Genomic DNA, 26,333 nt, shown 5'->3' on the forward strand with positions numbered 1-26,333 from the left:
ATAAAAGCTAAAATTGAAGCAATAGGCGTTCCTTTGAAAGACTGGAATATTAACATCTATCGTGGAATTTTAACTGGTTATAATGAGGCTTTTATCATAGATGGTAAGAAAAAAGATGAGTTAACTCGTTGTGCATTTTAAATAATACTGATTTTTAGATGATTTAATTTTCTTTGGAAGATAAATTTATTGATATATTGAATAACCGTTGCGGCGGTTATTTTACTGATTAGCCTTGTTTTAAAGCCTTCAAAAGTTTTAGCATAGTTTCTTTTAATCATAAATTGGTCGCAAAGTTGAGAGAAAAATGTCTCAATTCGTTTTCGCTTTTTCTTGTACAATGAAAATTGAGGAATATAATCTTTCTGATTACTTCTCATTGGTGTATCTAATTTAATATTAGCATAGTTAAATAAATCTATTTGAACTTTTGCTGATAAATAGCCTCTATCTCCAATTAAAGTACAGTTTCGCATTTGCTCACCAATATCTTTTAAATAGTGGATGTCGTGAACGGATGCAGGGCTTATATCAAAATTCTTAATCACACCATTTAAAGAACATACTGCGTGTAGTTTATAGCCATAGAAATATAATTTCTGTGAAGCACAATAACCATATGTTGGTGAAGAATAGGATTGCTCTTTACAAATTTTTGAACGAGTAGAACGAGCGTTTTCACAAACTTTCATTGGCATGCTATCAACGATAAAAATATCTTCAAACTCATTGAACTCCATCGAAATACGCTGTCTAATTTGCTCTGTTTGTAGGGATAGTCTTCGTTTTCGCTTATTGTAAACACTTCTTTCAATTTTGTTTATCAGAGAGTTTGGCAATTTTCTAAATAACTGTAATTCGCTATCAATACTCAAGTATTCAGCAGTAATATTAAGACTTATGACTTCTAAATCGCTCATTTTAGGTGTTCTTCTCTGATAACTAATCAGTTGATTTTCTGAAAAAAGTCCTAAAACTTCCAAAATTCTTTCATATATTTGCTCTATGTTGTTCATTTATATCGTTTTATAGCAAAAACAATATACTGATTTTCAGTCTAATAAACAACTCTTGTTTTTTTCATTTCATAATGCACAACGGGTATGAGTTAATAGCAGAAGACCCAAAATCTGCCGAAATCATACGACCTATTTTGCGTGGCAGAGATATAAAAAGGTATAGTTATGATTTTGCAGATTTATGGTTAATAAACACTCACAATGGCATTAAAGAAAAAGGCATAAAACCCATAAATATAGATAATTACCCTGCAGTAAAAGCTCATTTAGATAATTATTATCCTCAACTTGAAAAACGAGCTGACAAAGGAGAAACTCCATACAATTTAAGGAACTGTGCTTATATGGAGGATTTTTATAAACAAAAAATTGTTTGGAAAATTATAGGCTCAAACATTAATTTTTTAATTGATAATGAAGGAATGTTTTATAATAATGCCGCAAACATTTTGACAAGCAATTCAATAAAATTAGAATATTTAATTGCGTTCTTAAATTCTAAACTTTTTGAATGGTATTTTAAACGAATTATATTTATCGAAGTTGAAGGCGGAGGTATTCAAATGTTTAATACAGTAATGGAACGAATTCCTGTTCCACAATTATCTGAAAAAGAACAGAATCCTATTATTGAGCTTGTCAAAACAATAATAGAAAACTTATCACAAGGACAACCTTATCAAAGTTTTGAGAGAAAATTAGAAAAAATGATTTTTGATTACATTCGTTTAACAGATACAGAGATAGGTTTTATAGAGATTCTATAAAACCTATCTCTTTTATTTCTTCTTCTTTCAAATTATACAAATTAAATAATAGAGTATCAATAATTAACTCAAGTTCTTTGGTTGACTCGCCATTCTCTTTCATTTGTTGAATATCATCAATAATTTTTTTGAATTGCAGGTTTGTTTCTTCTGATATTTGCATAACAGTAATTTTATCAAAAAATATTTTACTTAACTCTCTTGTGCCTCCTTGCAATTCAGGAAAATCATCTTTAAAACAATATTTGAATAATGAAGAATTAAGAAATGCTGTTAGAAATTCTACTTTTGAGCCTGTTATGATAAAGCATTTTTGATTTGTTAAAAAACCTTTACCATCATATACAAAAGGTAAAAATTTTGTCATATTTGGATAAATCACTTTTGGGCGAGAAAAATCCTCTGTTTTTTAATAATTGCCAACCACGCTCATAGAATAAGGAATAAATGTCTCCAGTTTTTGCAAATGTTTTATATTCACAGTTTTGATACATTTTAGCTAATCTGCCACTTTCCTTTTGGAGTTGTACATAAGGTGGATTTCCAATAACGATGTCAAATCCTTCTTCTAACCCAAACATCCATTCTGGATCAAAGAAAGGCGAACTTGCATTTTGATCATAAGGATTCCATTGTGAGAATTGTATCGCATCTTCGGGTGCAAATTCATTATTATCTTGCAATAGTTTTGAAAGTTCGGCTCTTAACTGTGCATCTTTATCTCTCAATTCTTTTTTCTTGTAGGCAGATTTTGCATAGAAATGCTCTTTTCTCACCTCCATTAGTTGGTGTTTTGTTTCATCAATGCGTGGATCGGTAAAAAGACTGTTTACAAAATCGCCTTCTTTTTTCTTTTTCATACCAATCAACGTATCCCCTGCTACAAATTTTGTTTCTAAATTTGGTAAGGTTAGAACTCCATAATTCTCTTCGGGTTTAGATAAATCCATTGCTTCCTGCTCTACAATCAGGGAGATAAAGAAACGTAATTTGCTAATTTGTGCTGCAATGGTTTGTATATCTACACCATAAATACATTCTTCTATCAAATGTAGTTTCAAATCGTGATGAGATGCTTTGTTTTTAGCATCTAATTTCTCAAGAACTTCCACCATTCGGTTGAGTATTCCCATAGGAAATGCTCCTGAACCACAAGCTGGATCCAAGATTTTTACGGAACGGAGCGTATTTGCTATTTTTTCACATAAATCGTGGTCATCAGCCAAAGATTCTGGTAAATTTTCCTATTCAAAAAGCTGACGAATAGCCTCTCCCTGACCCTCTCCAAAGGAGAGGGAATTTTCAAGAAAAGCGATTAGACTTTCGTCCACCATATAAGCAACGATTTCTTTTGGTGTATAAAAACTGCCCGATTGTTTACGTGCGGACTCTTGTGTCTCTGGGTTAAAAGCGCCTAACAAGTTTTCAAAAACATTCCCTAATAATTCAGGATCTAATGCTACCTGAACTTCATTTGGCACATTTTCTTCCACTGTAAAATTATAGCGCTCCAATAAAGGAATTAATCCTTCATTTTTGTCATCGCCAAAGAAAACAACGTTTGGAATAAATTCTCTGTGCTTCAGGTTTCCGTTTGGAAATTTTTTATCACTTCTACTAAATCCATCTAAATGATATTTTACCCCATCTGTACTTTCTTCTTTATCAAGACATTCAAACAATCCTCCGTTCAAAAACGGAATTGGTCGGAATAAATTTAACACCTCCTCTTCAGCAATTTTGAACATTTCCGAATAACGATATCGGGTTTTAATATCACGCTTATCAGCTAATTTTGCAAACTCTCGTTCTATTACTGCTTTATTTAAAGTTGCAAAAAATAAATTTTGTAAAATGGCATTATAGTAATTTCCATTGGAGAAACTCTCTGGATTAAAATCATTTAAAATTTCAGATAATCTATCTTTTTTAAATAATTCATCTGGAACTAAATGCTTTTGTTTGATAAACCAAACAAACAATAATCGTGTAATTAGACGAATCATTTGTTCTTCAAGCTTCACACGATCATCATCAGATGTAGATGTATTGTTTGGAAATGTAATACCAACTTCTGATTCAAGAGTCCATTGATACCACTTGAATAAATCATTGTAAAATTCTTTTGTTAGTTTTTCAACAGAAAAAGCTTCTTGAATAGCATCTAAATCTTTAAACGTACAGTTGCCAATTCTATGTTTGAAAGTTTTATTGGTATCTTCTGGAGATACAAAATAGGTAAAGCGCTTCCAAGAAGAATATTTCTTATCTGCTTTTCCGTCCCAGTTTCTTCGGATAAATGAAAACCTAAACTTCCCTGCATCATCATAAAAAACGAAAATTGCTCCATCTTTAAAATCTTCCTTAAGAACTAATTTTGCAATTTCAAATTGCTTTCTCTTAGAAGAGCGTTCAGTTAAAATTCCTTTGTGCTTACAACAGAAAACAATAAGTTCATCAGAATTTTTAAACTCTACATTTCCTATTCTCGTTAATTCTGAAAAGTCAGAAAAATCTTTATCTTCAACAATATAGGTTAAATCTTCTAACTGTGGTTTTAAATTCGCATTGTTTTAAAAAAAATCTGATAATAATTTTACTGAGAAGTTTTGTATAAGTTTGTCCATTCCTTGATACTTTTCGTATTAAAAGTCTTGTAAAGATAAGAAATATGTTGCTAATCGGTAGGGTATGTTTAGTATAATTTTTCAGTCTAATTATTTTAGAATTGTGAATTTTGGCAAAATCTATAGTTAAAACCCTCTCAACAACCCACTTAGTTTCTATTATAACTCATCTTCTCAAACTTCTATTTTTTTTCCTGATAATTCATTTGTGATTTTATCATGTTCTTCCTTAATATCCTTAATGTTATTCGATATAAATTCTTCTTTTTGATTTCTAATATTAAGCAGTTTAAAAAGATTAGTTGTTTTACTTGAATCCTCAAAAATCTCTTCAACTGCTGAAATAGGAATTTGATTTGCTTTAGTAGTTTTTTCAATTATCTCAATCATTATTCTCTTTCTTTCGGTATCATTCAGATTTTGCAGATTCGGAATTTTTATACTTTCCTGTAAAATAGATTTTTTAAGTGTATTTTCTACTGATTCCAGATATTTTTTCTTTTCAACAGCAAAAACATTTTCATTGGTTAAGAGAGCGGAGTTTTTGCTTTTGAAAATAAAAACTTCTTTCTTTAGACTTTCAATTTTGTTTTTCAATTCTATAATTTGTTTATGCTTAGATTCCAACTCTGTTTTGTTTTTAAGAATTTGAATAGCATTCGTTTTGATTGCCTTTTTATAATTTTCAATAGTTTTGTCCGTTTTTATTTTCTGAAAACCGAGAAAATCCGATTGCTTCACAATTAAATCATCCGCTTTTTTAGAATTCATTTCCTGATGCATTTGTTTATATCGTTCTTCTAAAAACCCTCAAATCTTCTTCTTTCTTCTTGATTTTAAATTCTACCGCCTCCAATCTTGTTAACGAACCAGAGATGCCTCTTTCCATCTCCAAACATTCTGCTGCCAAATCTTGCATTTTGGAATAATGAAAAGATTGATGTTTCAGCATTTTTCCCGTTTCCAAATCCTGCCAATCTGCAACCAAATGAGCATGATAGTTTGGTTTCCATGCTTTGGTGTCTTTATCGTAATACCCTTCATCTTTATGAATAGCAATCTGAAAAATCCGTATTCTAAGCTCTTCTTCCAATCTTTTTGATAGGTTATGTAGATCTTGCATCGTTGTAGTTTCTTTTATAACAACTACAGCTTCCCGAACTGGCATTGCATTTTTCTGTAATCTTCTACCTGATTTTTCCTTGCAATAATTTTCTATCTTTTGAATTCGGTCAGCAATTTTTTATTCCATCCAATATTCATTATTTGGAGTTAAATCTTTGCGGATATAATCAAAGGATTTTTTTTCTAAAATTGTGAATTTCGGAATCAAACTTTACTACTTTAAAATTGATTGATGTCTTCATTATTCTTAAATTTAATATTGAGTTCACCTGTATCTTTTTTACACAGGTTTCCTAGCAACCTATATCTATTTTATACAGGTTATTCACTGATCTTGTATTATTTTTATCGGTTAATAAAGCTGAATCTTATAATAACTTAATATGGGAAAATCCTCGCAGAGCGAAGAAGAAACTTTGTTGGGAGAGCATCGACCTTCAAAGTTGCGAATGAGCTCCTAACTTTTGCTAATAGTTGATAAAAATGTTCACACGCATTATTAGCGTTTTCTCTTGTATATTTGGTTGGATGAATTTATGTTGCTTTCTTGATGTTGCTGTTCGGGATTATGTTCCTTTAATTTAAAGGTAAAATTCATAGGTGCTAATAATTCAATATTTAGACATAAAAAAACATATATTTACTTATGCAAATATATGTAAAATATTGATTTATTGGCATTTTATATATAAACAGTAATATTACTAAGGTTCACCTCCCTTCCTCTCTGCAGTAAAATCTATGAAACACTCATTATGTAAAATGAGTGTTTTTTATTTTTAGACTTTTTTTCGAAAAATTTTCATTAGATTCTTTATAGCAAAATAAAAAACCGTCTCAAAAAATGAAACGGTTCTCACTAGCTTTATTTTATTTAATCCTGTTTGTGTTGCTATTTTTCAGGATAAAAAGAAGATAGTACTATGCTAATTTTACATTAACAGCATTAATCCCTTTTTTACCTTGTTGTAATTCGTAAACTACTTTATCATTTTCATGAATTTTAGTTTTTAAACCACTTGTGTGTACAAACACATCTTCTCCTCCGTTAGATGGAGTAATAAATCCGAAACCTTTTGTTTCGTTGAAAAATTTTACGGTGCCTTCTTGCATTGTAATTGAATTTAAGTTAATTATATTATTTTTTATTTTATCTTGATAACATTGATGGCAATGTAGCCTTTTGGTCCTTTTTCTTTTTCATAGCTTACCTTATCATCTTTCTTTAAAACTTCGGATAATTGGTTAGCATGTACGAAAATACTTTCTTTAGAACGATGATCGTTAATAAACCCATAGCCCTTTTCTTCGTTATAGAACGTTACCGTACCTTTGTTAAAGGTTTCATCTACATCGTGAGGGGCTGCTCCTAGCTGAATATCTTCCAACGAAATTTCTACTTTTTCTGATAAATCTGGTGGTGTATTTGTAATTTGTCCATTAGCATCTACATACACTAACATATCATCTAAGCTTTTACCTTTATTGTTATTATGTTTTCTTTCTTCTCTTCTAAGTGCCTTATCTTTTAGCTTCTGAAGTTTTTTCTTATCGTTCTCTTTTTTAGAATAAGTATCTCCCATAGTTTTATTTTTTTATTAGATTGCAGGTGCGGTGGTCATAGTGAAACCTATCAGCTTCTGTATATTCTTTAAATCCTTTCTTTCTTCAGTTCCACAAAACGAAATGGCATTTCCTGAAGTTCCTGCTCTACCCGTTCTACCTATTCTATGCACATAAGTTTCTGGCACATTGGGAAGCTCATAGTTAATTACCTGTGGCAATTCGTCTATATCTATCCCTCTAGCAGCGATATCTGTAGCGATTAAAACATTGATACGGTTATCTTTAAAATCTTTAAGTGCTTTCTGACGAGCATTCTGAGATTTATTACCATGTATTGCAGCAGCAAAAATTCCTGTTCTACCTAATTGTTTTACCAATCTATCCGCCCCATGCTTAGTTCTTGTAAAAATAAGCGACCTTAGCTCTGATGTATCTTTTAAAATATTTATCAGTAGGTTGGTTTTATCATTTTTTTCTACAAAATAAACAGATTGTTCTATCGTTTTAGCCGTAGAAGATACTGGAGTTACCGTAACTTCCGCAGGGTTATCTAAAATAGTTTCTGCAAATTGTCTTATAGAATTAGGCATCGTAGCCGAGAAAAACAAAGTCTGCCTTTTCTTAGGAACTTTTGTAAGGATTTTTTTAACATCGTTTACAAATCCCATATCTAGCATACGGTCTGCCTCATCTAAAACTAAAATTTCTATTTGAGATAGACTAAGCAATCCTTGTTGCATTAAATCTAGTAACCTCCCTGGAGTTGCTATCAAAATATCTACCCCTTGGCTCAAAGCTCTTTCTTGCTTCCCTTGAGGCACTCCTCCAAAAATTGATAAATGTTTTATATTCAAAAACTTGCTATATTGCTCTATATTTTCTTGAATTTGAATCGCTAATTCCCTTGTTGGTGTTAAAATCAACGCTCTAATAGATTTGCCTTTTTTAGGTGTCTCTGACAATATTTGCAATAACGGAATTGAGAAAGCGGCTGTTTTACCAGTACCTGTTTGGGCACACCCTATAAGGTCTCTACCTTCTAAAATGGTTGGTATTGCTTTTTCTTGAATTGCGGTAGGTGTTGTATAACCAGCGTCAGATATTGCCTTTAAAATAGGACTTGATAATGATAATTGTGTAAAATTCATAAATGATTTTGCCAAAAAACTATTGGCGTAAAGTAAACACTGCCTTCGCATAATAATAAGACTGTGTTAAATGTTTTTTTAGATTGTTATTCGTTTTAATATGCTATTATTTATATTGATAATGGCAACTAAAAAACACAAAAACTGAGGGAGTATTAAGAATAATTTTTCTAAAAAACTTTAATCAGAAAGTGGCATAAGGAGCCGTTTTCATTAAATGATGGTACAAAGGTAGAGTAAATAAAATAGAATACACCATAAATTAGTAAATAAAAAAAATAATCACCTTAAACTACTGGTTATTAAGATGATTATTTTAATTAAATGTTTTTCTACTACTCCTGTGTGGACTTATTAGCTAATTGTCCACAAGCCGCATCTATATCTCCTCCTCGGCTTCTTCTAATCATAACTGTGATACCGTGGCGTTCTAACTGTTCTACATAGTTCTGAGTGGCTTCAGGATTACTCCTATCATATTTTCCATCGCCTATTGAGTTATATTCTATAAGATTAACCTTAGTAGGTATTTTTTTACAGAACTTTATAAGTGCTTTTATGTCTTCATCGGTATCGTTAATCCCTTTCCAAATACAGTATTCTAAAGTAATGATAGAGCCTGTTTTTTCGTACCAATACTGTAAAGATTCCATAATATCCGTTAACGGAAATTTAGTGGAAAAAGGCATTATTTCGTTTCGTTTAGATTCTATCGCTGAATGTAAAGAAAGAGCTAGTTTAACCTTAAGATTTTCATCTGCCAACATTTTTATCATCTTAGGTATTCCAGAGGTAGATACCGTAATTCTTCGTGGCGACATACCCAAGCCTTCAGGTTCTGTAATTTTTCTAATGGCTTCCACTACATTTTTATAGTTCATCATAGGCTCACCCATTCCCATAAACACAATGTTAGAAAGAGGTCTATCAAAATACGCCTTACTCTGTTGGTCTATAAGTGCCACCTGATCTACAATCTCTGCAACTTCTAAATTTCGCATTCGTTTTAGCCTTGCCGTAGCACAAAACTCACAATTAAGCGAACATCCTACTTGAGACGAAACACATGCCGTTGTACGCGTATCGGTAGGGATAAGCACACTCTCCACCATAAGCCCATCGTGTAATTTAACACCATTTTTTATAGTTCCATCTTTACTTTTCTGGAGCAAATCTACTTTTACGGGTTTAATTACAAAATCTTGCGCTATCCTTTCTCTAAGATTTTTGGAGAGGTTTGTCATTTCCTCAATAGAATGCCCATTTTTGCTCCACAACCAATCATAAACCTGTTTGGCACGAAACGGCTTCTCCCCAATGGAAGTAAAATAATCTTTAAGCTCATCTAAACTAAGGGTACGAATGTCTTTCATCTATCAGAAATGAGTGATAATAAAAAAGTAACAAGCCTCCGAAAAGGCTTATTACCTTATTTCAAGTTAATTATATTTACATTTTAAAGAATTAGCATTGCATCTCCGTAGGAGTAGAACTTGTACTTCTCTTTAACTGCCTCTTCGTAGGCATGCATTACAAAATCTTTACCTGCAAATGCAGCAATCATCATAATAAGAGTAGATTTCGGCGTGTGGAAATTGGTAATCATAGAGTTAGCCACAGCAAAATCGTATGGTGGATAGATAAACTTATTCGTCCAACCGTGGTAAGCACTTAACTTTCTGTTAGATGAAACCGAAGTTTCTATGGTTCTCATCGTAGTAGTTCCTACTGCACAGATGCGTCTATCTTCATCTATAGCTTTGTTGATAATATCCGCATTTTTTTGGTCGATGAACGCCTCTTCACACTCCATTTTGTGTTTTGACAAATCCTCTACCTCTATTGGGTTAAAAGTCCCTAAGCCCACATGTAGCGTTACTTCGGCAAAGTTAATCCCTTTTATCTCTAATCTTTTCATTAGATGTTTAGAGAAATGAAGCCCCGCAGTAGGCGCTGCTACCGCTCCCTCCTTTTTAGCATAGATTGTTTGGTATCTTTCTGCATCTTCTGGCTCTACTTCTCTTTTGATATATTTCGGTAGAGGTGTTTCTCCTAGCTCCTTTAATTTAGCACGAAACTCCTCGTAGCTTCCATCGTACAAGAATCTTAATGTTCTTCCTCTAGAAGTTGTATTATCTATAACCTCAGCTACTAAAGACTCATCTTCGTCAAAGAATAACTTATTTCCAATTCTTATTTTTCTAGCAGGGTCTACCAATACGTCCCAAACACGAGTTTCTTTATCTAGCTCTCTTAAAAGGAAAACCTCTATTTTAGCTCCTGTTTTTTCTTTATTTCCGTATAGTCTCGCTGGGAAAACTTTAGTATTATTAAAGATAAACAAATCATTTTCATCAAAATAATCTATAACATCTTTAAAAAGTTTATGCTCTATGGTTTGATTTTTTCTATTAAGAACCATAAGTCTTGCCTCGTCTCTGTGCTCCGAAGGGTGTTCCGCAAGAAGCTCTGGTGGTAGATTGAAATTAAAATCAGAAGTTTTCATTTTATATAAATATGTTTAAATTTTAAATACAAAAACGGAAAATGATTTTCCGTTTGCGGTTGCAAATATACAACTTACGAAACCCCTTTGTCAAGTCAAGCAGACCACACTAAACATAAACGACTAAATTACAATACTTTAAATATCAATTATTTTTTACAATTCACTAATAATGATAAAAACTGTAATTATTCTTTTCACTATAAATAAATAGATTAGTATCTTTGAAGTACTTAAATTTTGGTTATGATAAACGCTGGACTAGTAGGTGCAGGACACCTTGGGAAGATACATCTAAGATTATTACAACAGTCAGAAAAGTATAATTTGGTAGGGTTTTACGATGCTGATACAGAAAATGGTAAACGACTAGAAGCCGAATTTGGCTATAAATACTATCCGAATTTTGAGGATTTACTCAACGATATTGAGATGTTGGACATTGTAACGCCTACTCTATTTCACTATGATTATGCCCAAAAAGCAATAGACCACGGTAAGCATTTTTTTATAGAGAAACCTGTAACTCAAACTTTAGAACAAGCCGAAGACATCATCCGTAGATGTACCGAAAAAGGTATTAAAGCACAGGTAGGGCACGTGGAACGCTACAATCCTGCTTTTATTGCTACCAAACCCTACATACAAAACCCTATGTTTATAGAAATACATAGGTTAGCAGAGTTTAATCCTAGAGGTACCGATGTTTCTGTTGTGCTAGACTTGATGATTCACGACTTGGACATTCTCTTAAGTCTTGTAAAATCTAAGGTTAAAAATATCCACGCTAGCGGTGTATGTATTGTAAGCAAAACGCCTGATATTACTAACGCTAGAATAGAGTTTGAAAATGGTTGTGTTGCTAATTTAACCACCTCTAGAATCTCTATGAAAGCGATGAGAAAGAGCAGATTTTTCCAAAAAGACGCTTATATTTCCGTGGATTTTCTAGAGAAAAAAGCCGAAGTCATTAGAATGAAAGACGCTCCTGAAAACCCTTCTGACTTTGATATGATTATTGAAAATGCCGAAGGCGAAAAATCCCAAATTATTTTTGAATATCCTAACATACAGCCTAACAATGCCATCTTAGACGAACTAGAAAGTTTTGCAGAAGCCATTACCAATAACAAAGAGGTGGAAGTCTCTCTACAAGACGGTACAGAAGCCTTAAGAGTTGCTTTGGAGATTATGAGGCTTATTAGCTAGGTTCTTTACTCATATATTTATTTGTCAGTGGTAATTCTAAAGAATAGTGTTTATAATATGAAAACAGCAGTAGTAGTACTCTCGTTAGTAAGTCAATTATTTTTCTCTCAAAAATCAAAACTTAATATAAGTATAGATGAACGCATTGAAACATTATATGCGGTAGCTCATTATAGTAACTATTTTTTGACTAGTAAACATCCTAGTTTGAACAAAATAGCATTGGATAATGATTTCAAAAGTTTAAGAAATCATCGTGCAGTTTCTTTATTTGATTCCTTATCAAAAAAGTACGACTTTGCATTTACCCGACCTGTTGATTGGCTTTTAGAGCATTCAAATTTTCCAGAGTTTGTTAAAACAAAAAAAAGTTCAGACCAAAACATATCTTTTGTCAAAGAATCTAAAGAGTATTTACTAGATGATTTCAGGCTTGAACTCATTAAATTTAATCAAGACAGTCTTTTTCAGAATTATTTAAAAAAAATAAAACCAATAAATGAAAAAGTTATTTCAAATGTTTTAAAGTCAGAAACTATTAGATATTTACCAGATTATTTAGAAGAATATTATGGAACTAAATTGTCTTCATATAATGTAATTTTATCACCTTTTTTACATTCTGGCGGTTATAATTCAGAAATGATAAATGAAAAAGGGCAAAAGGAAGTATATGCTATTATCGGACCAAATGGGGAGATTGATTTCTATTCGCATTTTGATAAAGACTTTTTAGAAATGGACTTGATACTCCATGAATTTAGTCACTCTTTTATTAATCCTATAGTTATTAAATATCAAGAAAAATTAAATCAATTAGAGAGAAAATATTACAACGAACAATTAAAAAAGAGTGGAAAAGAACAAGGTTATGAAAGTTGGAAAAATGTTTTTATTGAAATTTTAGTTAGAGCTACTGTAATAAGAATAACTCAATTAAATTTCGGAAATGAAAAAGCAAATGAACTACTATCATTTGAAAAGAGTGTAGGATTTGATCTTGTTGAAAAAATAATAGATGAGTTAAAACAATATGAAAATAATAGAAAACAATATAAAAATTTTGAAGATTTCTATCCAATTTTAATTAAAAGACTGCAATAAAAACATATAGTATTTACAAAAGGTTAAATTAAGAGTTTAGAAAGTTTGATTTCATTTAACTTTTTCTCATTCACAGCAGATGATTATATTCCTTCATCTCCTATTATTTAGTTATTATAATGATACCAAAAATAAAAACGGTTGCATCATTTTGGATACAACCGTTTTTCTATTATGAAAAAAACTTTACTAATTAAGCCTCCTCAGTTTTAGTTTCTTTAGCCTTAGGAGCTTCTACTACAGGAGCATCAGATACTACTTCAAATTCGTAGTCGTGTTCTACTTCTCTGTGAAGTCTTACTTTAGCAGTAAATTTACCTAATCTCTTAATAGTATTTCCAGGGATTTTGATGTATTTTTTATCTACCTCAACACCTGCTTTCGCTAATTCTTCAGCTAAGTTAGCATTGTTGATAGAACCGAATAATTTATCACCAGAACCTACTTTAGCAGCGATAGAAACAGAAGTCTTTTTAAGTTGCTCTACAATTTTGTTAGCAGCAGCTACTAATTTAGCTTCTTCTTCTTTTCTAGCTTCCAATACTTCAGCTAAAACCGCTCTATTTTTAGGTGTTGCTAAAACTGCATATCCTTGAGGGATTAAAAAGTTTCTAGCGTATCCTGGCTTTACATCTACTGTATCAAACTCTAATCCTAAGTTTTCTACGTCTTTTTTAAGAATAATTTCCATTGTTTGTTGTTGTCTTGTTTAGGTTTTAGAAGTTTAGAATCCAAACTCAATAGTTGACTTTCCAAATATCCTAAAACAGTTAGAATTTTTAATTTAACTAATTCAGCAACTTATATAATTACTTCAATAAGTCTGCTACATACGGCATAAGTGCCAAATGTCTTGCTCTTTTGATAGCAGCAGATACTTTTCTCTGATATTTTAAAGAAGTTCCTGTATATCTTCTTGGTAAAATTTTACCTTGCTCGTTAACGAACTGAAGAAGGAAATCTGCATCTTTATAATCTACATATTTGATACCGTATTTTTTAAATCTACAGTATTTTTTTTCAGATTTAGTATTGATATCTAGTGGTGTAAGGAATTTTACTTCAGACTCCCCACCTTGTGCGGCTTGTTGTGCCATTTCATCTATTGCCATAGTTTCTTTTTTTAGGGGTTAAAAATTAAGCTTTTTTAGATTTTAGTTTTGCTCTTCTCTTTTCAGCATACTCTACAGCGTGCTTGTCTAACTTTGTAGTTAAGTAACGGATAACTCTCTCGTCTCTTTTGAAAGCAAGTTCTAAATCTGCCACGATAGTTCCTTCACCTTTGAATTCTATCAAAGTATAGAAACCGTTTTTCTTCAATTGAATAGGGTAAGCTAACTTTTTTAGTCCCCAATTTTCTTTGGCTACGATTTCGCAATTTTGATCTTTTAAAAGATCCTCAAATTTTTTCACTGCTTCCTCCACCTGAGCGTCAGACAGAACGGGAGTTAAAATGAAAACAGTTTCGTAATGATTCATAATGTTAATAATTATATAGTTAAAATTTCAAGGTGCAAAGCTAATGCTTTTTTTTTATATACACAAACGCTATTTTAGAGATTTAGACAACCACTTTCCATTTATCAAAATGGAGGTATAAAAGTACTTTTACAATATGGTTGCTACTTTATCACAAAGCCATTCTAAAAGTTCTACATCTTCTTTGGTAAAAGGATTTAAAGTATGTGAGTCTATATCTATTTGACCCATATTCTCTCCATTTTTTATGATAGGAACTACCAGCTCTGCTTTAGTATCTATAGAGCAAGATAAATAGTTATCTTCAGCCATAACATCTGGTACTTCAAACGTTTTATTAGATACAGCTACTTGCCCACAAATACCTCTACCGAAAGGAATAACCGTATGATCTGTAGGTGCTCCTACATAAGGTCCTAATATAAGTTCTTCTTTATTTCCGTTTTTAAAATAAAACCCTGTCCAATTAAAGTAATTTTTCTCTTGGTCTAAAACTTCACAAATTGTTTTGAGTTTATCATCTTTAGAAAGATGATTATCAGAGATGATTTCTGATAATTTTATTTTTAATTTCTCCATGCCTAATTTATTTTAAAATTCTTTTAGAGCGATTGCTTCTTTGTAGCCAAACATACCTCTCTCTTTAATCATATCTGCCACACCTTCTGGAAGTTGGCATTCCCAACCTGTCTCACAACTTGCGATTTTAACCAAAATTTCACGAGAATAGATTTCGGAATATTCAGGATTATATGTCTTAATATCAACTATTCTATTATTATGTTTAAAGTATTTGTATAGTTCTTTAAGGTTTTCATTCACTTTTAAATTATCAGAATCTAACACCTCATGAGATTCTGGCTCTTTATAAGGATACAAATAAACCCTCATATCTTTTCTAAAGAATTTACCAAACGCTTCTAATATTCCACCTGGTAAGTTTTTGTAATAATCTTCATCAAAGACCATCAGCAAGTTATTAACTCCCATCGCTACCCCTAGATAGCGAATGTTATAGCTGTAAAAATACTCTACCAAACGATAATACTCAGAAAAGTTAGACACCATTACAGTATAGCCTAACTTTGCCAACACATCTACCCTATCTAAGAAATCTCTCTCGTCTATTTTACCCGTTGCTCTTAAGTTAGCCGTTGTAATTTCAAAGATAATTACGGTATCTTCAGGCTTACCTTTAGTATCTTTTAGAAAGAGGTTTAGTCCATTTTCAAACATATCTATATTTACCAATGTTACAGGTCTAAAACTACCTCTCACCGCAAAAACATCTTTTTTGTAAAGAATATCTGCAGGAAGCATATTTTTACCTTCGGAATTAAATATCACCGCTTCTGTCATACCTTTTTTGACAAGTTGTAAGCTCATCAATCGGTTATCAACATACTCAAATGCAGGTCCTTGGAAATCAATCATATCAATTTCTATCTTATCAATAGAAATATCATCGTAAAGACTGTTAATTAAATGTCTTGGATTATCAGCATAATTAAAAGCCCCAAAAATGAGATTAACACCCAAATTCCCTAAAGTTTCTTGCTGAAGTGTTGCATCATTTTCTTTAAATCTGATATGTAAAATAATTTCGCTGTACTCCGCATCTGCCTCATGCTGAAACATCAACCCTACCCAACCATGACCTTTAAAGGTTTTATGATAATTTATCGTGGTTACAGTATTAGCATACGAAAAAAACTTTCTATCTGGAGTTTCGGTATTATCTAGTCGCTCTTCTATAAGGCTAACCTCATGTCTGAGCATTTTTTTTAATCTATTTTGAGTAACAAATCTATTTTTAACCTCTTGTCCATAGATAGCATTACTGTACTCCTTATCATAAGCAGACATCGCTTTGGCAATAGTACCAGAAGCTCCTCCTGCTCTAAAGAAATGACGCACCGTCTCCTGCCCCGCTCCAATCTCCGCAAATGTACCATATATTGAAGGGTCTAGATTAACTGCTAATGCTTTTTGTTTAGGGGTTAAAACCGCTTTGATTCCCGACATATTTGCAATATTTATATTTTTTGTAAATTTACCAAAATGATTTTAAACTCAAAAATGAAGCTGAAATTTTTAGGCACAGGCACTTCGCAAGGTATACCTGTTATAGGTTCTAACCACCCTGTTTGCCTCTCTCAAAACCCTAAAGATAAAAGACTTAGGTCTTCCGCTATAATTACAACTAATAACAATAAAAAAATTTTAATAGATTGCGGACCCGATTTTAGACAACAAATGCTTTCCTTCGGAGAGTCTCACATAGATGCCCTCCTAGTAACACACGAGCATAATGACCATATTATTGGACTAGACGACCTTCGTCCCATTATTTTCAATACTAATAAAAATATACCTATTTACTGTTTAGAAAGAGTTTCAAACGAAATCATACAAAGGTTTCCTTACGCCTTCGCTACGGAAAAATATCCTGGAGCACCTAGTTTTGACTTATATAAAATTACAAACCAACCATTTGAACTACTAGGAACTTTAATAGAACCCATAGAAGTACTCCACGGAAAACTCCCCATACTTGGTTATAAAATAGGAAATCTAGCCTATATTACCGATGCGAGTTCCATTAGTAAAGACCAACTTGAGAAATTAAAAAATTTAGATATTTTAATCATTAACTGCTTAAGAGCAGAAGAACCGCATGCTTCCCATTTTATACTTCCACAAGTTTTAGAACTTGTAGAAACCTTAAAGCCTAAAACTACTTATCTTACTCACATTAGCCATAGATTAGGGTTTCACAATGAAATAGAAAGCCTATTACCTCCACACATAAAACCTGCTTATGATGGATTGGAGGTTTTTTGGTAAAATGCTAAAAAATATTTTTGTATAATCTAAAAAAAGTCTATATTTGCAGTCTCTAATTCAACCTATGCCCAGATGGCGGAATTGGTAGACGCGTTGGTCTCAAACACCAATGCCGAAAGGCGTGCCGGTTCGATCCCGGCTCTGGGTACAGTAAAATGCTATTGATAAGCTCAATAGCATTTTTTATTTCCAAATAACAAAAAAGAGCTACTTTAAAAAGTAGCTCTTTTGCTATTATTATTGAACATTTTAAAGATTATTCAATATAAATTGTGTCATCTTTTCATAAAGTTGAGAGCGAGTATTCCCTCCATATATACTATGATTTTTATCTGGGTAAGTCATAAACTCAAACTGCTTTTTATTCTGAATAAGTGCCTCGGAAAATACTGCTGCATTTTGAAAATGTACATTATCATCTGCTGTACCGTGTATCATCAAGAACTTACCTTTTAATAAATGAGCATATTCCGTAGGAGAATTTTCATCATAACCTTTTGCATTTTCTTGTGGAGTTCTCAAAAATCTTTCTGTGTAAACCGTATCATAAAAACGCCAATTGGTTACTGGTGCTACTGCAATTCCCATTTTAAAGACGTCAGCCCCTTTAGTCATCGCTAAACTAGCCATGTAACCTCCAAAGCTCCAGCCAAAAATACCAATTCTGCTAGCATCTATATAAGACTGTTTCCCAAACCATTTCGCAGCAGTTATTTGGTCTTCTATTTCATATTTACCTAAATTAAGATAGGTTGACTTCTTATAATTTGCACCTTTATAACCTGTACCTCTACCGTCTACACAGGCTACAACATAGCCTTTCTGAACTAAATGATTAAACCATAAACCATTACTAGAATCCCAAGAATTACTTACTTGCTGAGACCCTGGTCCTGAATACTGAAACATAAACAAAGGATATTTTTTGTTAGGGTCAAAGTTTTTAGGCTTCATAATCCACGCATTCATTTGGTCTCCTGCATCATTGGGTATAGTAAAAAATTCCTTCTCTACCCAATTATCAGTTTTTAACTTAGTTAAAAACTCATCATTGTTTTGTATTTCTTTCAAACTTTTTCCATTTCTATCTCTCAACACATATTTGTGTGGGGTTTTAGCAGAAGAGGTTGTATTGATAAAATAATTAAAATTAGGACTAAAAGAAGCCGTATTGTTACCTTCTATATCTGAAACAATTTGAGATTTACCCGTATTGATATTGATTTTAGACACTACCTTATTGATACTTCCATTTTGAGTAGTTTGCACAAAAACCTCTTGATTTTTAGCATCAAAGCCGTAATAGTCTGTAATTTCCCAATTTCCTTTTGTAACTTGTTTTTTCAACTTACCTTTGGCATCATACCAATACAAATGACGAAAACCATCTCTTTCCGAAGCCCACAACATACCTCCGTCAGAAAGAAACTCTAAAGTCAAATTATCAGTTTCTATCCACGCCTTATCGGTTTCTGTAAATAGTTTTTCTATTTTTCCGTTAGAGGTTTTTAGCTTTAGTATATCTAACTTGTTCTGATGTCTGTTAGCCGTAGCCACCAAAACCTCATCAGACGCCTTAGACACAAATAATTGCGGAATATAATAGTTTTCAAAAGCACTTAAATCTACCTTAGCTATCTTCTTTGTAGCTAATTGATAATAATGTAAACTAACTTCGGAGTTTTTTTCGCCTGCTTTTGGATATTTGAATTTAAAATCTTGTGGATATAGGTTGTTTCCGTAGATAGGCATATTCATTTCAGGAACAGCCGTTTCATCAGACCTTACAAAAACAATGGCATCACCGCCACTATTCCATACATATTGTTTAGCATGACCAAATTCTTCTTCATAAACCCAATCTGCCAGTCCGTTCAAAATTTCATTTTTCTTACCGTCCGTTGTAATTTGAACTACTTGCCCCGACGCTAAGTCTTGGTAATACAAATTATTTTCTGAAATAAAAGCCACTTTGCTACCGTCAGGCGAAAAGGTAGGCTCCTGAACAGGTTTCCCTTCAAATAAAGAAACTATTTTTCCGCTTGACAAATCCTTAACATCAAAAACACCTAAAAAAGAATGTCTGTAAATAGGCTCACTAACTTTCTGCAACAAAATCTTTTGACCATCGTTAGAAAGCTGATAATCTTCGTATCTTCCCTCTACTATATAACCTTCTTTTTGTAAAGTTTTATAAGAGTATTTTGCAATTCCTGTTGGTTCTATTACGGCGTAATAATCATCTGTTTTTAATGGAGAAATCCCCGCTATACCTTTACCTCTATAATAGCCCGAGTAGATTTTGTCCAATGTAATTTCCTGCCCTTTATAGGCATTAACAGACAAAAATAAACCTAATGCTAGTATCACTATTTTTTTCATATCATAATAATTATTACAAATCGTCCCAAAGATAAAAAAACTAACTATTCTATTTAATATTTCATCAAAAATAAAAAATCACTCTCAGAATTCTGGAGTGATTTAGATATTTAATACTGAAAACTTCTTATTGCTTCTAAAGTTTTATCTATCTCATTATCTTTTATTTCAGAAGAAATAAACCAAGTTTCGTACCCACTAGGTGGAAGATAAACACCTCTCTCCAACAAGTGATGAAAAAAGGTATTAAATAACGAATGATTGGCCTGTTGTGCCTCATCAAAATTAGCTACTCTATTAGTATGGAAAAACACAGACATCATAGAGCCTTTTCTATTGATACGGTGTTCAATCCCTTTTTCGTTAAGGATTTTAGCAATTTCAAAATCTAATTTTTCTGTGGTCTTATCAAGATTTTGATAGAAATTCTCGTCATTTTTAATGAGTTGCAATGTCGTCAGTCCCGCTCTCATCGCAATAGGATTACCACTAAGCGTTCCTGCTTGATAAACGGCACCTTTAGGAGCCAGACATTCCATAATTTCACGATGCCCAGCAAAGGCACCCACAGGCATACCTCCACCGATAACTTTACCATAAGTTACCAAGTCTGCCTTCACTCCATAAACCTCTTGAGCCCCACCAAATCCTAGACGAAAGCCCGTCATCACTTCATCAAAAATTAAAAGAGTACCGTTAAGATCGCAGATTTGCCTTAGATTTTGTAAAAAGTTATTTTCAGGAAGTACACAGCCCATATTACCAGCCACTGGCTCTATAATAACCGCTGCGATTTGCCCTTCGTTATGACGGAATAAATCTTGAATTTGCTCCCAATCATTATATCTAGCCAATAAAGTATCTTTAGCTGTACCTTGCGTAACTCCTGGAGAATTTGGATTTCCAAAAGTTGCCGCACCACTCCCTGCTTTTATCAGAAATGAGTCTGAATGCCCATGATAACAACCTTCAAACTTAATAATTTTATCTCTCCCTGTGTAGCCTCTAGCCAAACGAATAGCACTCATACAAGCCTCTGTACCAGATGACACCATTCTTATTTGGTCTATATTAGGTACATTTTCTGTGATGAACTTAGCAATTTCGGTTTCTAACTCAGTAGGCGTTCCAAAAGAGAAGCCTTTTTCAGCTTGTAGCTTTACAGCCTCCAGCACTTCGGGGTGAGTATGCCCTAATATGGCTGGTCCCCACGAATTGATATAATCTATATAAGTTTTATCGTCTGCGTCTGTAAGGTAAGCCCCTTTAGCAGACTTCATAAATACAGGTGTTCCGCCCACCGATTTAAACGCTCTTACAGGAGAGTTTACACCGCCAGGAATATAGTTTTTAGCCTCTTGAAATAAGGCACTACTTCTTTGATATAACATCTTAATTTTATTTTTCCTAATTATTAAATACTATCTGCGTGGAGCTTTCTTTTGCAAATAAATAATTTGCCCTTGCTTAGGCTGTTCTCCATACTCCATTCTATTTTTGGAGTAAAGTTTTCTTAATTTAATACCAAATTTTTGAGAAATTTTATGCATTGTATCTCCCTTTTCAGCCTTGTATGTTTCTATACTTCCTGTAGAAGATTTTGGTTCTAAAAACAAAACATCATTTGCTTTTAGTTTATTCTCACTTAAATCATTCCACTTTAATAATCTCCCCTCTCTCATATCAAACTTTTTAGCGATATAAGCCACATCGGTATCTGTTGGAATCACTACATATTTTAACCCTCCGTTAGGATGAGATTTTACTGTTATACCTTCCAACAATGCTAATTTTTCTTTTCTTAGCTGATCTGCTGTTTTCTGTTGCTCTGCATAAGAAGTTTGCTGATAAGGAACATGCACCGTTACACTTTCCTTCTTTTTAACCTCTTTTTGTGGGTTTATTTTCGCCATAAACTCCTTATCATTATTAAGCTCTGGATAAAGTTTAACCAATGCAAAAGGGACTTCCTTAGACGAAATATTATCAAATTCGTACAACTTATATTTTTCTATCTTGTCTATCAAAATATAGGCATACCTAGGATTGGTAGCGTATCCCGCTTTTTTAAGTCCGTGAGCCCAAGCTCTATAATCCTTGGGGTCAAGTTTAAATAGGTTGGTATAATATTTACGATAAGCTAAAAATTTAGAGTGGTCTTCATAAGATTCCTTTGGGTCGTTATACACACGGAAACACTCGTTAGGAGCATCATCAGTATGCCTCATTGTTTTGCCTGTCCAATCTTCCTTACATTTAATTCCAAAATGATTATTACCTTCTTTCGCCAAACGAGATTGCCCACCTCCTGTTTCTAATATCCCTTGTGCCAAAGTAATGCTTGCTGGGATTTTATATTTTTCCATTTCTTCTACGGCATATCCTGCAAAACGCTGGATATATTGGTCATCTGTTGCCCACGTCTGAGCCTTAAATTGTGAAACGACTAAAACCGCCGAAGCTATCAAAAACTTTTTCATAATATCTTATAAATTATGTTTTTATTAAAAATAAAGCAGCAAACCAATCCAGTTTGCCACTCAACAAAGATACAATAATCTTTTTATTTGTAAACGGAAGCCTCTCTCACCTATATTCCATCTCCCTCAACAATAGTGGGTCTGCCTTGGTTTTTCAGGAATTCATTAGCTCCTTTTATACCTTGCAAACCACCTGTATGAAAAGCTAAAATTTTACTTCCTTCAATAAAAAAACCTTCATCTATCAGCTCCCATAAACGCTTCATCATCTTGCCTGTATAGATGGGTTCTAACAAAATATTATAATTATGATAAAATTTATTGATAAAAGCCACCACTTCGTCTGTTATTTTACCATAACCACCTTGACCTGTTTCCAGTAGTTGAAAATTATTTCTTCCGCTCCATTCTAAAATTTTACCGTCTAAAGAATCATCTTTCACAGCCTTAAAGCCTAAAACTTTCTGATGTTCTTTAGCAAATTTAGAAAGTCCCGCTACGGTTCCACCAGTGCCTACTGCCGTGCATAAATAATCAAACTCCACTGTCTTTTCATTCAACATAAACTGAACCCCTTCTACCGCCAAAGCATTACTCCCTCCCTCAGGAATGATAAGTGCATTAGGGAACAGCTCCTGATAAATTTCTGTAATGTGATTTTTATCTCTATACGATTCTCTAGTTACAAAATCGAAAGTCATTCCGTCTTCGTTAGCCTTTACTAATGTAGGATTTTCTTCCCACTTATAGACCAGCTCTTCTCCTCTTATAATGCCTAAAGTTGGGACTTCTAACTCTCTCCCCAAAGCTGCCGTTGCAGCAATATGGTTAGAAAAAGCACCACCAAAAGTAATAATCAGTGGATTTTCGACCTGTTTTTTCCTGTAATTCTCTATGTTATAAAGTAGTTTCCAGTATTTATTACCTGATATTTCTTTATGAACCAAATCCTCTCTCTTAATATAGAGTTCAATTTGTTTATTAGGATGAGGAATTTTTATTATCGGAATTTCAACTTTGCTCATTATTTGTATTTTAAAAATGCCCAAAAACTCCTCTCTTTAAGATAATGTAAATTAGATTCATTAGCATAAGCCTCTCTTTCAAAACAAATATTGATGTAGGCTAAATGAGGATTTTTGTATTGATATAATCTATAATAGAACTCTAACACATACCATAAATAGAAGAAAACAAGTCCCAGCTCCAACTGTTGTCTTAAGTGTATCTTTTCGTGATTAACCAACTTTTTATTAGTTTTATCTGCCTTTTTGCGTAAAAAAATGAATGGAAAAATAGCAATTCCTGTAATTTTTGTATTTTTAAGCAATTTTTGGCACACTATTATCATTAGGATAAAATTAGTATAGCAAAGATATAAATTCTAACTTATGTCATCACACAACAGTAATGAAAATGAAGATTTCTATTATAACGAACAGGGTTATAAGGTATTTACAGAAAAATACCATCTTAAAAGAGGTTACTGTTGTAAAAGTGGCTGTAAGCATTGTCCATATGGATATGACAAGAAAACTGACACATTTATCAAGAGTAAGAAACCTTTAAAACAATAGCAAAATGAAAAAATATGTTTTTTTAATCCTAGCCGCTACTACACTAAGCATCACTTCTTGTAGTCCTTTTAACATCAGAACTGACTATGCAGAAACCGCTCAGTTTAATCAGTATAAAACTTATATGTTCCGAACTGATGATTTAAAAATAAATGATTTAGACAAGGACAGAGTGCTTAACGAAATTGCAAAGCAATTCAACGCTAAAGGTCTTAGTACTAACCAAAACCCAGATTTAATAGTCAATGTAAAAGCTTCTCATAAAAAGGTAGAAGATATACAAAGTACCAACCCTTATGGCATGTGGGGCTGGGGAGGTCCTTGGGGCTGGGGTTGGGGTATGAACCGCACTTGGGTATCTAACTATAACACAGGTACTTTAGTAATAGACATTGTAGATGCTAAGACTAACAAATTGGTTTGGCAAGGTATCGGAAGCGGCATCAATGTAGACGCTCCTAAGTCTAAGCAAAAACAAATACCACAAGTTGTGGAAGGAATTTTAAAGAACTATCCTCCTCAAAAAAAATAACAATTCATAAGGGCTATCTTTTTAAGGTAGCCTCTTTTTTTATCATCTACTTTAAATATCTAGTCTATTAAATAGTACTAAAAACAATATAAAATTCTTACTTTTGTAAGTATAAATTTTTTAACATTGAGAACACATTTCATTGCTATAGGCGGAAGTGCTATGCACAACCTCGCCATCGCTCTTAAAGATAAAGGTTATGTAGTAACAGGTTCAGACGACGCTATTTTTGAACCTTCAAAATCAAGATTAGAAAAAAAAGGATTACTCCCTGAAAATCTTGGTTGGTTTCCAGAAAAAATAACATCAGATATAGATGCTGTAATACTAGGTATGCACGCTCATGCTGATAATCCTGAACTAGCCAAAGCCAAAGAACTCGATCTTAAAATATTCTCTTACCCTGAATTTTTGTACGAACAAAGTAAAGATAAAACTCGTGTTGTAATTGGTGGTTCACACGGTAAAACTACCATTACCTCTATGATTCTTCATGTCCTCAATTTTCATCAAAAAGAGGTAGATTATATGGTGGGAGCACAACTAGAAGGCTTTGATTGTATGGTAAAAACCACAGAACATAACGACTTTATGATTCTAGAAGGAGATGAATATTTATCCTCACCTATAGATTTAAGGTCAAAATTTCTTTTGTATCAACCTAACATCGCTCTTATTTCTGGGATTGCGTGGGACCACATCAATGTATTTAAAACTTTTGATGATTACATAGAGCAATTTAGAAAATTTGTAGCAAGTATTACTCCTGGTGGCGTATTGGTGTACAATGAAGAAGACGAAGAAGTAGTAAAAGTAGTAGAAGCTGCCGAAAATTACTTCAGAAAAACCCCTTACAAAACTCCAAAATATAAAATTACAGACCAAAAAGTTTATCTAGAAACCGAAATGGGAGAAGTTCCGTTGTCTGTTTTTGGAGCTCATAATTTACTGAATATGGAAGGTGCTAGGCATATTTGCCAACAATTAGGCATTATGGAGGAAGATTTTTATGAAGCTATTATGAGTTTTAAAGGCGCATCTAAAAGATTAGAAAAAGTAGAAAGAAACGACAGTGGTATTCTTTACAAAGATTTTGCCCACGCTCCTAGCAAGGTAAAAGCGACTACGAAAGCGTTTTCGGAGCAGTTTTCTAATACCACTAAATACGGTTTCTTAGAACTTCATACCTATTCCTCTCTAAATCCAGAATTTTTAGAACAATATGCTCATAGCTTAGATTTACTAGACCAAGCGGTAGTTTTCTACTCGGAGGAAGCTTTAAAAATAAAAAGAATGGACATTATTTCTCCAGAACTTATCAAGGAGAAATTTAAAAATCCTAACCTAAAGGTGTTTACCAATGCGGAAGAATTACACCAATATTGGCAAAGTTTGGATAAAACCCAAGGAGCTTTTCTTATGATGAGTAGTGGTAATTTTGGCGGATTAGATTTAACTCAGTAATATTTTGTGCGTTTTATGCAGTTAGAACACCACGAAATCATCAACTCAAAACACAACAAAGAGATAAGCCTTATCTTGGAACACCTACAATCTCCAGAAAATATAGGGCTTATCCTTAGAACAGCCGAAGCTATGGGAGTACAAAAAGTTGTGATACTTTCTGATAATTTCCGCCAACTTTCCCCTAGAATAAAACGAACCACAAGAAGTGCCGAAAATAATCTCAATATCATTTTTGTAAATAGTTGGGAAGAGGCCATCAATCATTTTGAAAAAAACACTCACTTTTAAGCATTAGAAAAAACCAATAAAAGTGTAGATTATACGACTTTTGAATATCATTTCCCTTGTGTCATCGTATGCGGTAACGAAAAAGATGGGGTTTCTAACAAAGCTCTTGAAAAATGCACCAATCATCTACACATCAATATGTACGGAAAAAACACTTCACTAAATGTAGCTATTGCTACTGGCATTTTACTTTCAAAAATAGTTTCCTAA

28 protein-coding genes, 1 tRNA gene and 1 pseudogene are annotated in these 26,333 nt (G+C 32.9%); 9 read left to right on the top strand and 21 right to left on the bottom strand.

Features of this window, described 5'->3' with window-relative positions:
• Positions 1–137 precede the first annotated feature (137 nt).
• Positions 138–1,016, bottom strand: a complete 879-nt coding sequence (locus tag VIX88_RS02405; RefSeq protein WP_214193998.1) for an IS982-like element ISRa1 family transposase — start codon at positions 1,014–1,016, stop codon at positions 138–140.
• A 74-nt stretch (positions 1,017–1,090) separates the two neighbouring features.
• Between VIX88_RS02405 and VIX88_RS02410 the strand changes: the two genes are divergently transcribed.
• A complete protein-coding gene (locus VIX88_RS02410; RefSeq protein WP_214193999.1) occupies positions 1,091–1,786 on the top strand; it encodes a TaqI-like C-terminal specificity domain-containing protein in 696 nt (231 codons plus the stop codon).
• Here the strand turns inward: VIX88_RS02410 and VIX88_RS02415 are convergent.
• From VIX88_RS02415 to queA, 10 genes are all read right to left on the bottom strand, one after another.
• Entirely contained in the window at positions 1,770–2,153 is a 384-nt protein-coding gene (locus tag VIX88_RS02415) for a hypothetical protein (RefSeq protein ID WP_214194000.1), read from the bottom strand. The two genes, VIX88_RS02410 and VIX88_RS02415, sit on opposite strands and share 17 nt — an antisense overlap.
• Positions 2,125–3,012 (bottom strand): Eco57I restriction-modification methylase domain-containing protein, encoded by an 888-nt coding sequence (locus VIX88_RS02420; RefSeq protein WP_064970521.1) that lies wholly within the window; start codon positions 3,010–3,012, stop codon positions 2,125–2,127. The genes VIX88_RS02415 and VIX88_RS02420 overlap by 29 nt, the downstream gene beginning before the upstream one ends.
• Before the next feature lie 18 nt (positions 3,013–3,030).
• On the bottom strand, positions 3,031–3,810 hold the full coding sequence (locus VIX88_RS02425; RefSeq protein WP_237190392.1) for a hypothetical protein: 780 nt from the start codon (positions 3,808–3,810) through the stop codon (positions 3,031–3,033).
• A 777-nt stretch (positions 3,811–4,587) separates the two neighbouring features.
• Positions 4,588–5,184: a hypothetical protein gene (locus VIX88_RS02430; protein WP_127919821.1), complete on the bottom strand. Its 597-nt coding sequence runs from the start codon at positions 5,182–5,184 to the stop codon at positions 4,588–4,590.
• Between the two features lie 16 nt (positions 5,185–5,200).
• Complete coding sequence (locus tag VIX88_RS02435) at positions 5,201–5,536, bottom strand: hypothetical protein (RefSeq protein WP_064970525.1); 336 nt, start codon at positions 5,534–5,536, stop codon at positions 5,201–5,203.
• A gap of 923 nt (positions 5,537–6,459) precedes the next feature.
• Positions 6,460–6,651, bottom strand: coding sequence for a cold-shock protein (locus VIX88_RS02440; protein WP_064970526.1), 192 nt, complete (start codon positions 6,649–6,651; stop codon positions 6,460–6,462).
• Between the two features lie 32 nt (positions 6,652–6,683).
• The gene (locus tag VIX88_RS02445) at positions 6,684–7,121 is read right to left on the bottom strand and encodes a cold-shock protein (RefSeq protein ID WP_064970527.1); all 438 of its coding nucleotides are present in this window, start codon (positions 7,119–7,121) and stop codon (positions 6,684–6,686) included.
• Between the two features lie 15 nt (positions 7,122–7,136).
• Complete coding sequence (locus tag VIX88_RS02450) at positions 7,137–8,252, bottom strand: DEAD/DEAH box helicase (RefSeq protein ID WP_064970528.1); 1,116 nt, start codon at positions 8,250–8,252, stop codon at positions 7,137–7,139.
• 335 nt (positions 8,253–8,587) lie between these two features.
• Positions 8,588–9,625 carry a 23S rRNA (adenine(2503)-C(2))-methyltransferase RlmN gene (gene rlmN / locus VIX88_RS02455; protein ID WP_064970529.1) on the bottom strand — a complete coding sequence of 346 codons (1,038 nt, stop codon included), beginning with the start codon at positions 9,623–9,625 and terminating at the stop codon, positions 8,588–8,590.
• An 83-nt stretch (positions 9,626–9,708) separates the two neighbouring features.
• A complete protein-coding gene (gene queA, locus VIX88_RS02460) occupies positions 9,709–10,758 on the bottom strand; it encodes a tRNA preQ1(34) S-adenosylmethionine ribosyltransferase-isomerase QueA (RefSeq protein ID WP_064970530.1) in 1,050 nt (349 codons plus the stop codon).
• A gap of 246 nt (positions 10,759–11,004) precedes the next feature.
• Between queA and VIX88_RS02465 the strand changes: the two genes are divergently transcribed.
• Together VIX88_RS02465 and VIX88_RS02470 are read left to right on the top strand one after the other, a co-directional pair.
• Positions 11,005–11,967: a Gfo/Idh/MocA family protein gene (locus VIX88_RS02465; protein ID WP_013446801.1), complete on the top strand. Its 963-nt coding sequence runs from the start codon at positions 11,005–11,007 to the stop codon at positions 11,965–11,967.
• Between the two features lie 57 nt (positions 11,968–12,024).
• The gene (locus VIX88_RS02470; RefSeq protein WP_109475564.1) at positions 12,025–13,071 is read left to right on the top strand and encodes a DUF4932 domain-containing protein; all 1,047 of its coding nucleotides are present in this window, start codon (positions 12,025–12,027) and stop codon (positions 13,069–13,071) included.
• A gap of 193 nt (positions 13,072–13,264) precedes the next feature.
• Here the strand turns inward: VIX88_RS02470 and rplI are convergent, their stop codons facing one another.
• The 5 genes from rplI to VIX88_RS02495 form a co-directional block, all read right to left on the bottom strand.
• A complete protein-coding gene (gene rplI, locus VIX88_RS02475) occupies positions 13,265–13,762 on the bottom strand; it encodes a 50S ribosomal protein L9 (protein WP_064969896.1) in 498 nt (165 codons plus the stop codon).
• Positions 13,763–13,880: 118 nt separating this feature from the next.
• Positions 13,881–14,183, bottom strand: a complete 303-nt coding sequence (gene rpsR / locus VIX88_RS02480; protein ID WP_004920080.1) for a 30S ribosomal protein S18 — start codon at positions 14,181–14,183, stop codon at positions 13,881–13,883.
• Positions 14,184–14,208: 25 nt separating this feature from the next.
• Positions 14,209–14,550, bottom strand: coding sequence for a 30S ribosomal protein S6 (gene rpsF, locus VIX88_RS02485; RefSeq protein WP_004920082.1), 342 nt, complete (start codon positions 14,548–14,550; stop codon positions 14,209–14,211).
• A 129-nt stretch (positions 14,551–14,679) separates the two neighbouring features.
• A complete protein-coding gene (locus VIX88_RS02490) occupies positions 14,680–15,129 on the bottom strand; it encodes a GAF domain-containing protein (protein ID WP_064969894.1) in 450 nt (149 codons plus the stop codon).
• A 12-nt stretch (positions 15,130–15,141) separates the two neighbouring features.
• The gene (locus tag VIX88_RS02495; RefSeq protein ID WP_064969892.1) at positions 15,142–16,575 is read right to left on the bottom strand and encodes a nicotinate-nucleotide adenylyltransferase; all 1,434 of its coding nucleotides are present in this window, start codon (positions 16,573–16,575) and stop codon (positions 15,142–15,144) included.
• Between the two features lie 36 nt (positions 16,576–16,611).
• Here VIX88_RS02495 and VIX88_RS02500 point away from each other — a divergent pair, with 36 nt between their 5' ends.
• Both VIX88_RS02500 and VIX88_RS02505 read left to right on the top strand, forming a co-directional pair.
• Complete coding sequence (locus VIX88_RS02500) at positions 16,612–17,397, top strand: MBL fold metallo-hydrolase (RefSeq protein ID WP_214194001.1); 786 nt, start codon at positions 16,612–16,614, stop codon at positions 17,395–17,397.
• Between the two features lie 66 nt (positions 17,398–17,463).
• A tRNA-Leu gene (locus VIX88_RS02505) sits at positions 17,464–17,545 on the top strand.
• Between the two features lie 101 nt (positions 17,546–17,646).
• Here VIX88_RS02505 and VIX88_RS02510 read toward each other — a convergent pair.
• From VIX88_RS02510 to VIX88_RS02530, 5 genes are all read right to left on the bottom strand, one after another.
• Positions 17,647–19,779 carry a S9 family peptidase gene (locus VIX88_RS02510; protein ID WP_214194002.1) on the bottom strand — a complete coding sequence of 711 codons (2,133 nt, stop codon included), beginning with the start codon at positions 19,777–19,779 and terminating at the stop codon, positions 17,647–17,649.
• Between the two features lie 110 nt (positions 19,780–19,889).
• Positions 19,890–21,170 (bottom strand): glutamate-1-semialdehyde 2,1-aminomutase, encoded by a 1,281-nt coding sequence (gene hemL / locus VIX88_RS02515; protein WP_109475556.1) that lies wholly within the window; start codon positions 21,168–21,170, stop codon positions 19,890–19,892.
• A gap of 30 nt (positions 21,171–21,200) precedes the next feature.
• Entirely contained in the window at positions 21,201–22,259 is a 1,059-nt protein-coding gene (locus tag VIX88_RS02520; protein WP_109475555.1) for a glucosaminidase domain-containing protein, read from the bottom strand.
• A gap of 110 nt (positions 22,260–22,369) precedes the next feature.
• Positions 22,370–23,284: a 1-aminocyclopropane-1-carboxylate deaminase/D-cysteine desulfhydrase gene (locus VIX88_RS02525; protein WP_109475554.1), complete on the bottom strand. Its 915-nt coding sequence runs from the start codon at positions 23,282–23,284 to the stop codon at positions 22,370–22,372.
• Complete coding sequence (locus VIX88_RS02530) at positions 23,284–23,610, bottom strand: hypothetical protein (protein ID WP_064969883.1); 327 nt, start codon at positions 23,608–23,610, stop codon at positions 23,284–23,286. The genes VIX88_RS02525 and VIX88_RS02530 overlap by 1 nt, the downstream gene beginning before the upstream one ends.
• Positions 23,611–23,650: 40 nt before the next feature.
• Between VIX88_RS02530 and VIX88_RS02535 the strand changes: the two genes are divergently transcribed.
• From VIX88_RS02535 to VIX88_RS02550, 4 genes and pseudogenes are all read left to right on the top strand, one after another.
• Positions 23,651–23,836, top strand: coding sequence for a DUF5522 domain-containing protein (locus tag VIX88_RS02535; RefSeq protein ID WP_080588252.1), 186 nt, complete (start codon positions 23,651–23,653; stop codon positions 23,834–23,836).
• Between the two features lie 4 nt (positions 23,837–23,840).
• Positions 23,841–24,368, top strand: a complete 528-nt coding sequence (locus tag VIX88_RS02540) for a DUF4136 domain-containing protein (RefSeq protein ID WP_064969881.1) — start codon at positions 23,841–23,843, stop codon at positions 24,366–24,368.
• A 126-nt stretch (positions 24,369–24,494) separates the two neighbouring features.
• The gene (locus VIX88_RS02545; RefSeq protein WP_064969879.1) at positions 24,495–25,832 is read left to right on the top strand and encodes a UDP-N-acetylmuramate--L-alanine ligase; all 1,338 of its coding nucleotides are present in this window, start codon (positions 24,495–24,497) and stop codon (positions 25,830–25,832) included.
• Positions 25,833–25,847: 15 nt separating this feature from the next.
• Positions 25,848–26,333, top strand: a pseudogene (locus tag VIX88_RS02550) (TrmH family RNA methyltransferase).

Origin of the sequence: Riemerella anatipestifer, assembly GCF_035666175.1 — a bacterium.
Taxonomy (GTDB): domain Bacteria; phylum Bacteroidota; class Bacteroidia; order Flavobacteriales; family Weeksellaceae; genus Riemerella; species Riemerella anatipestifer_D.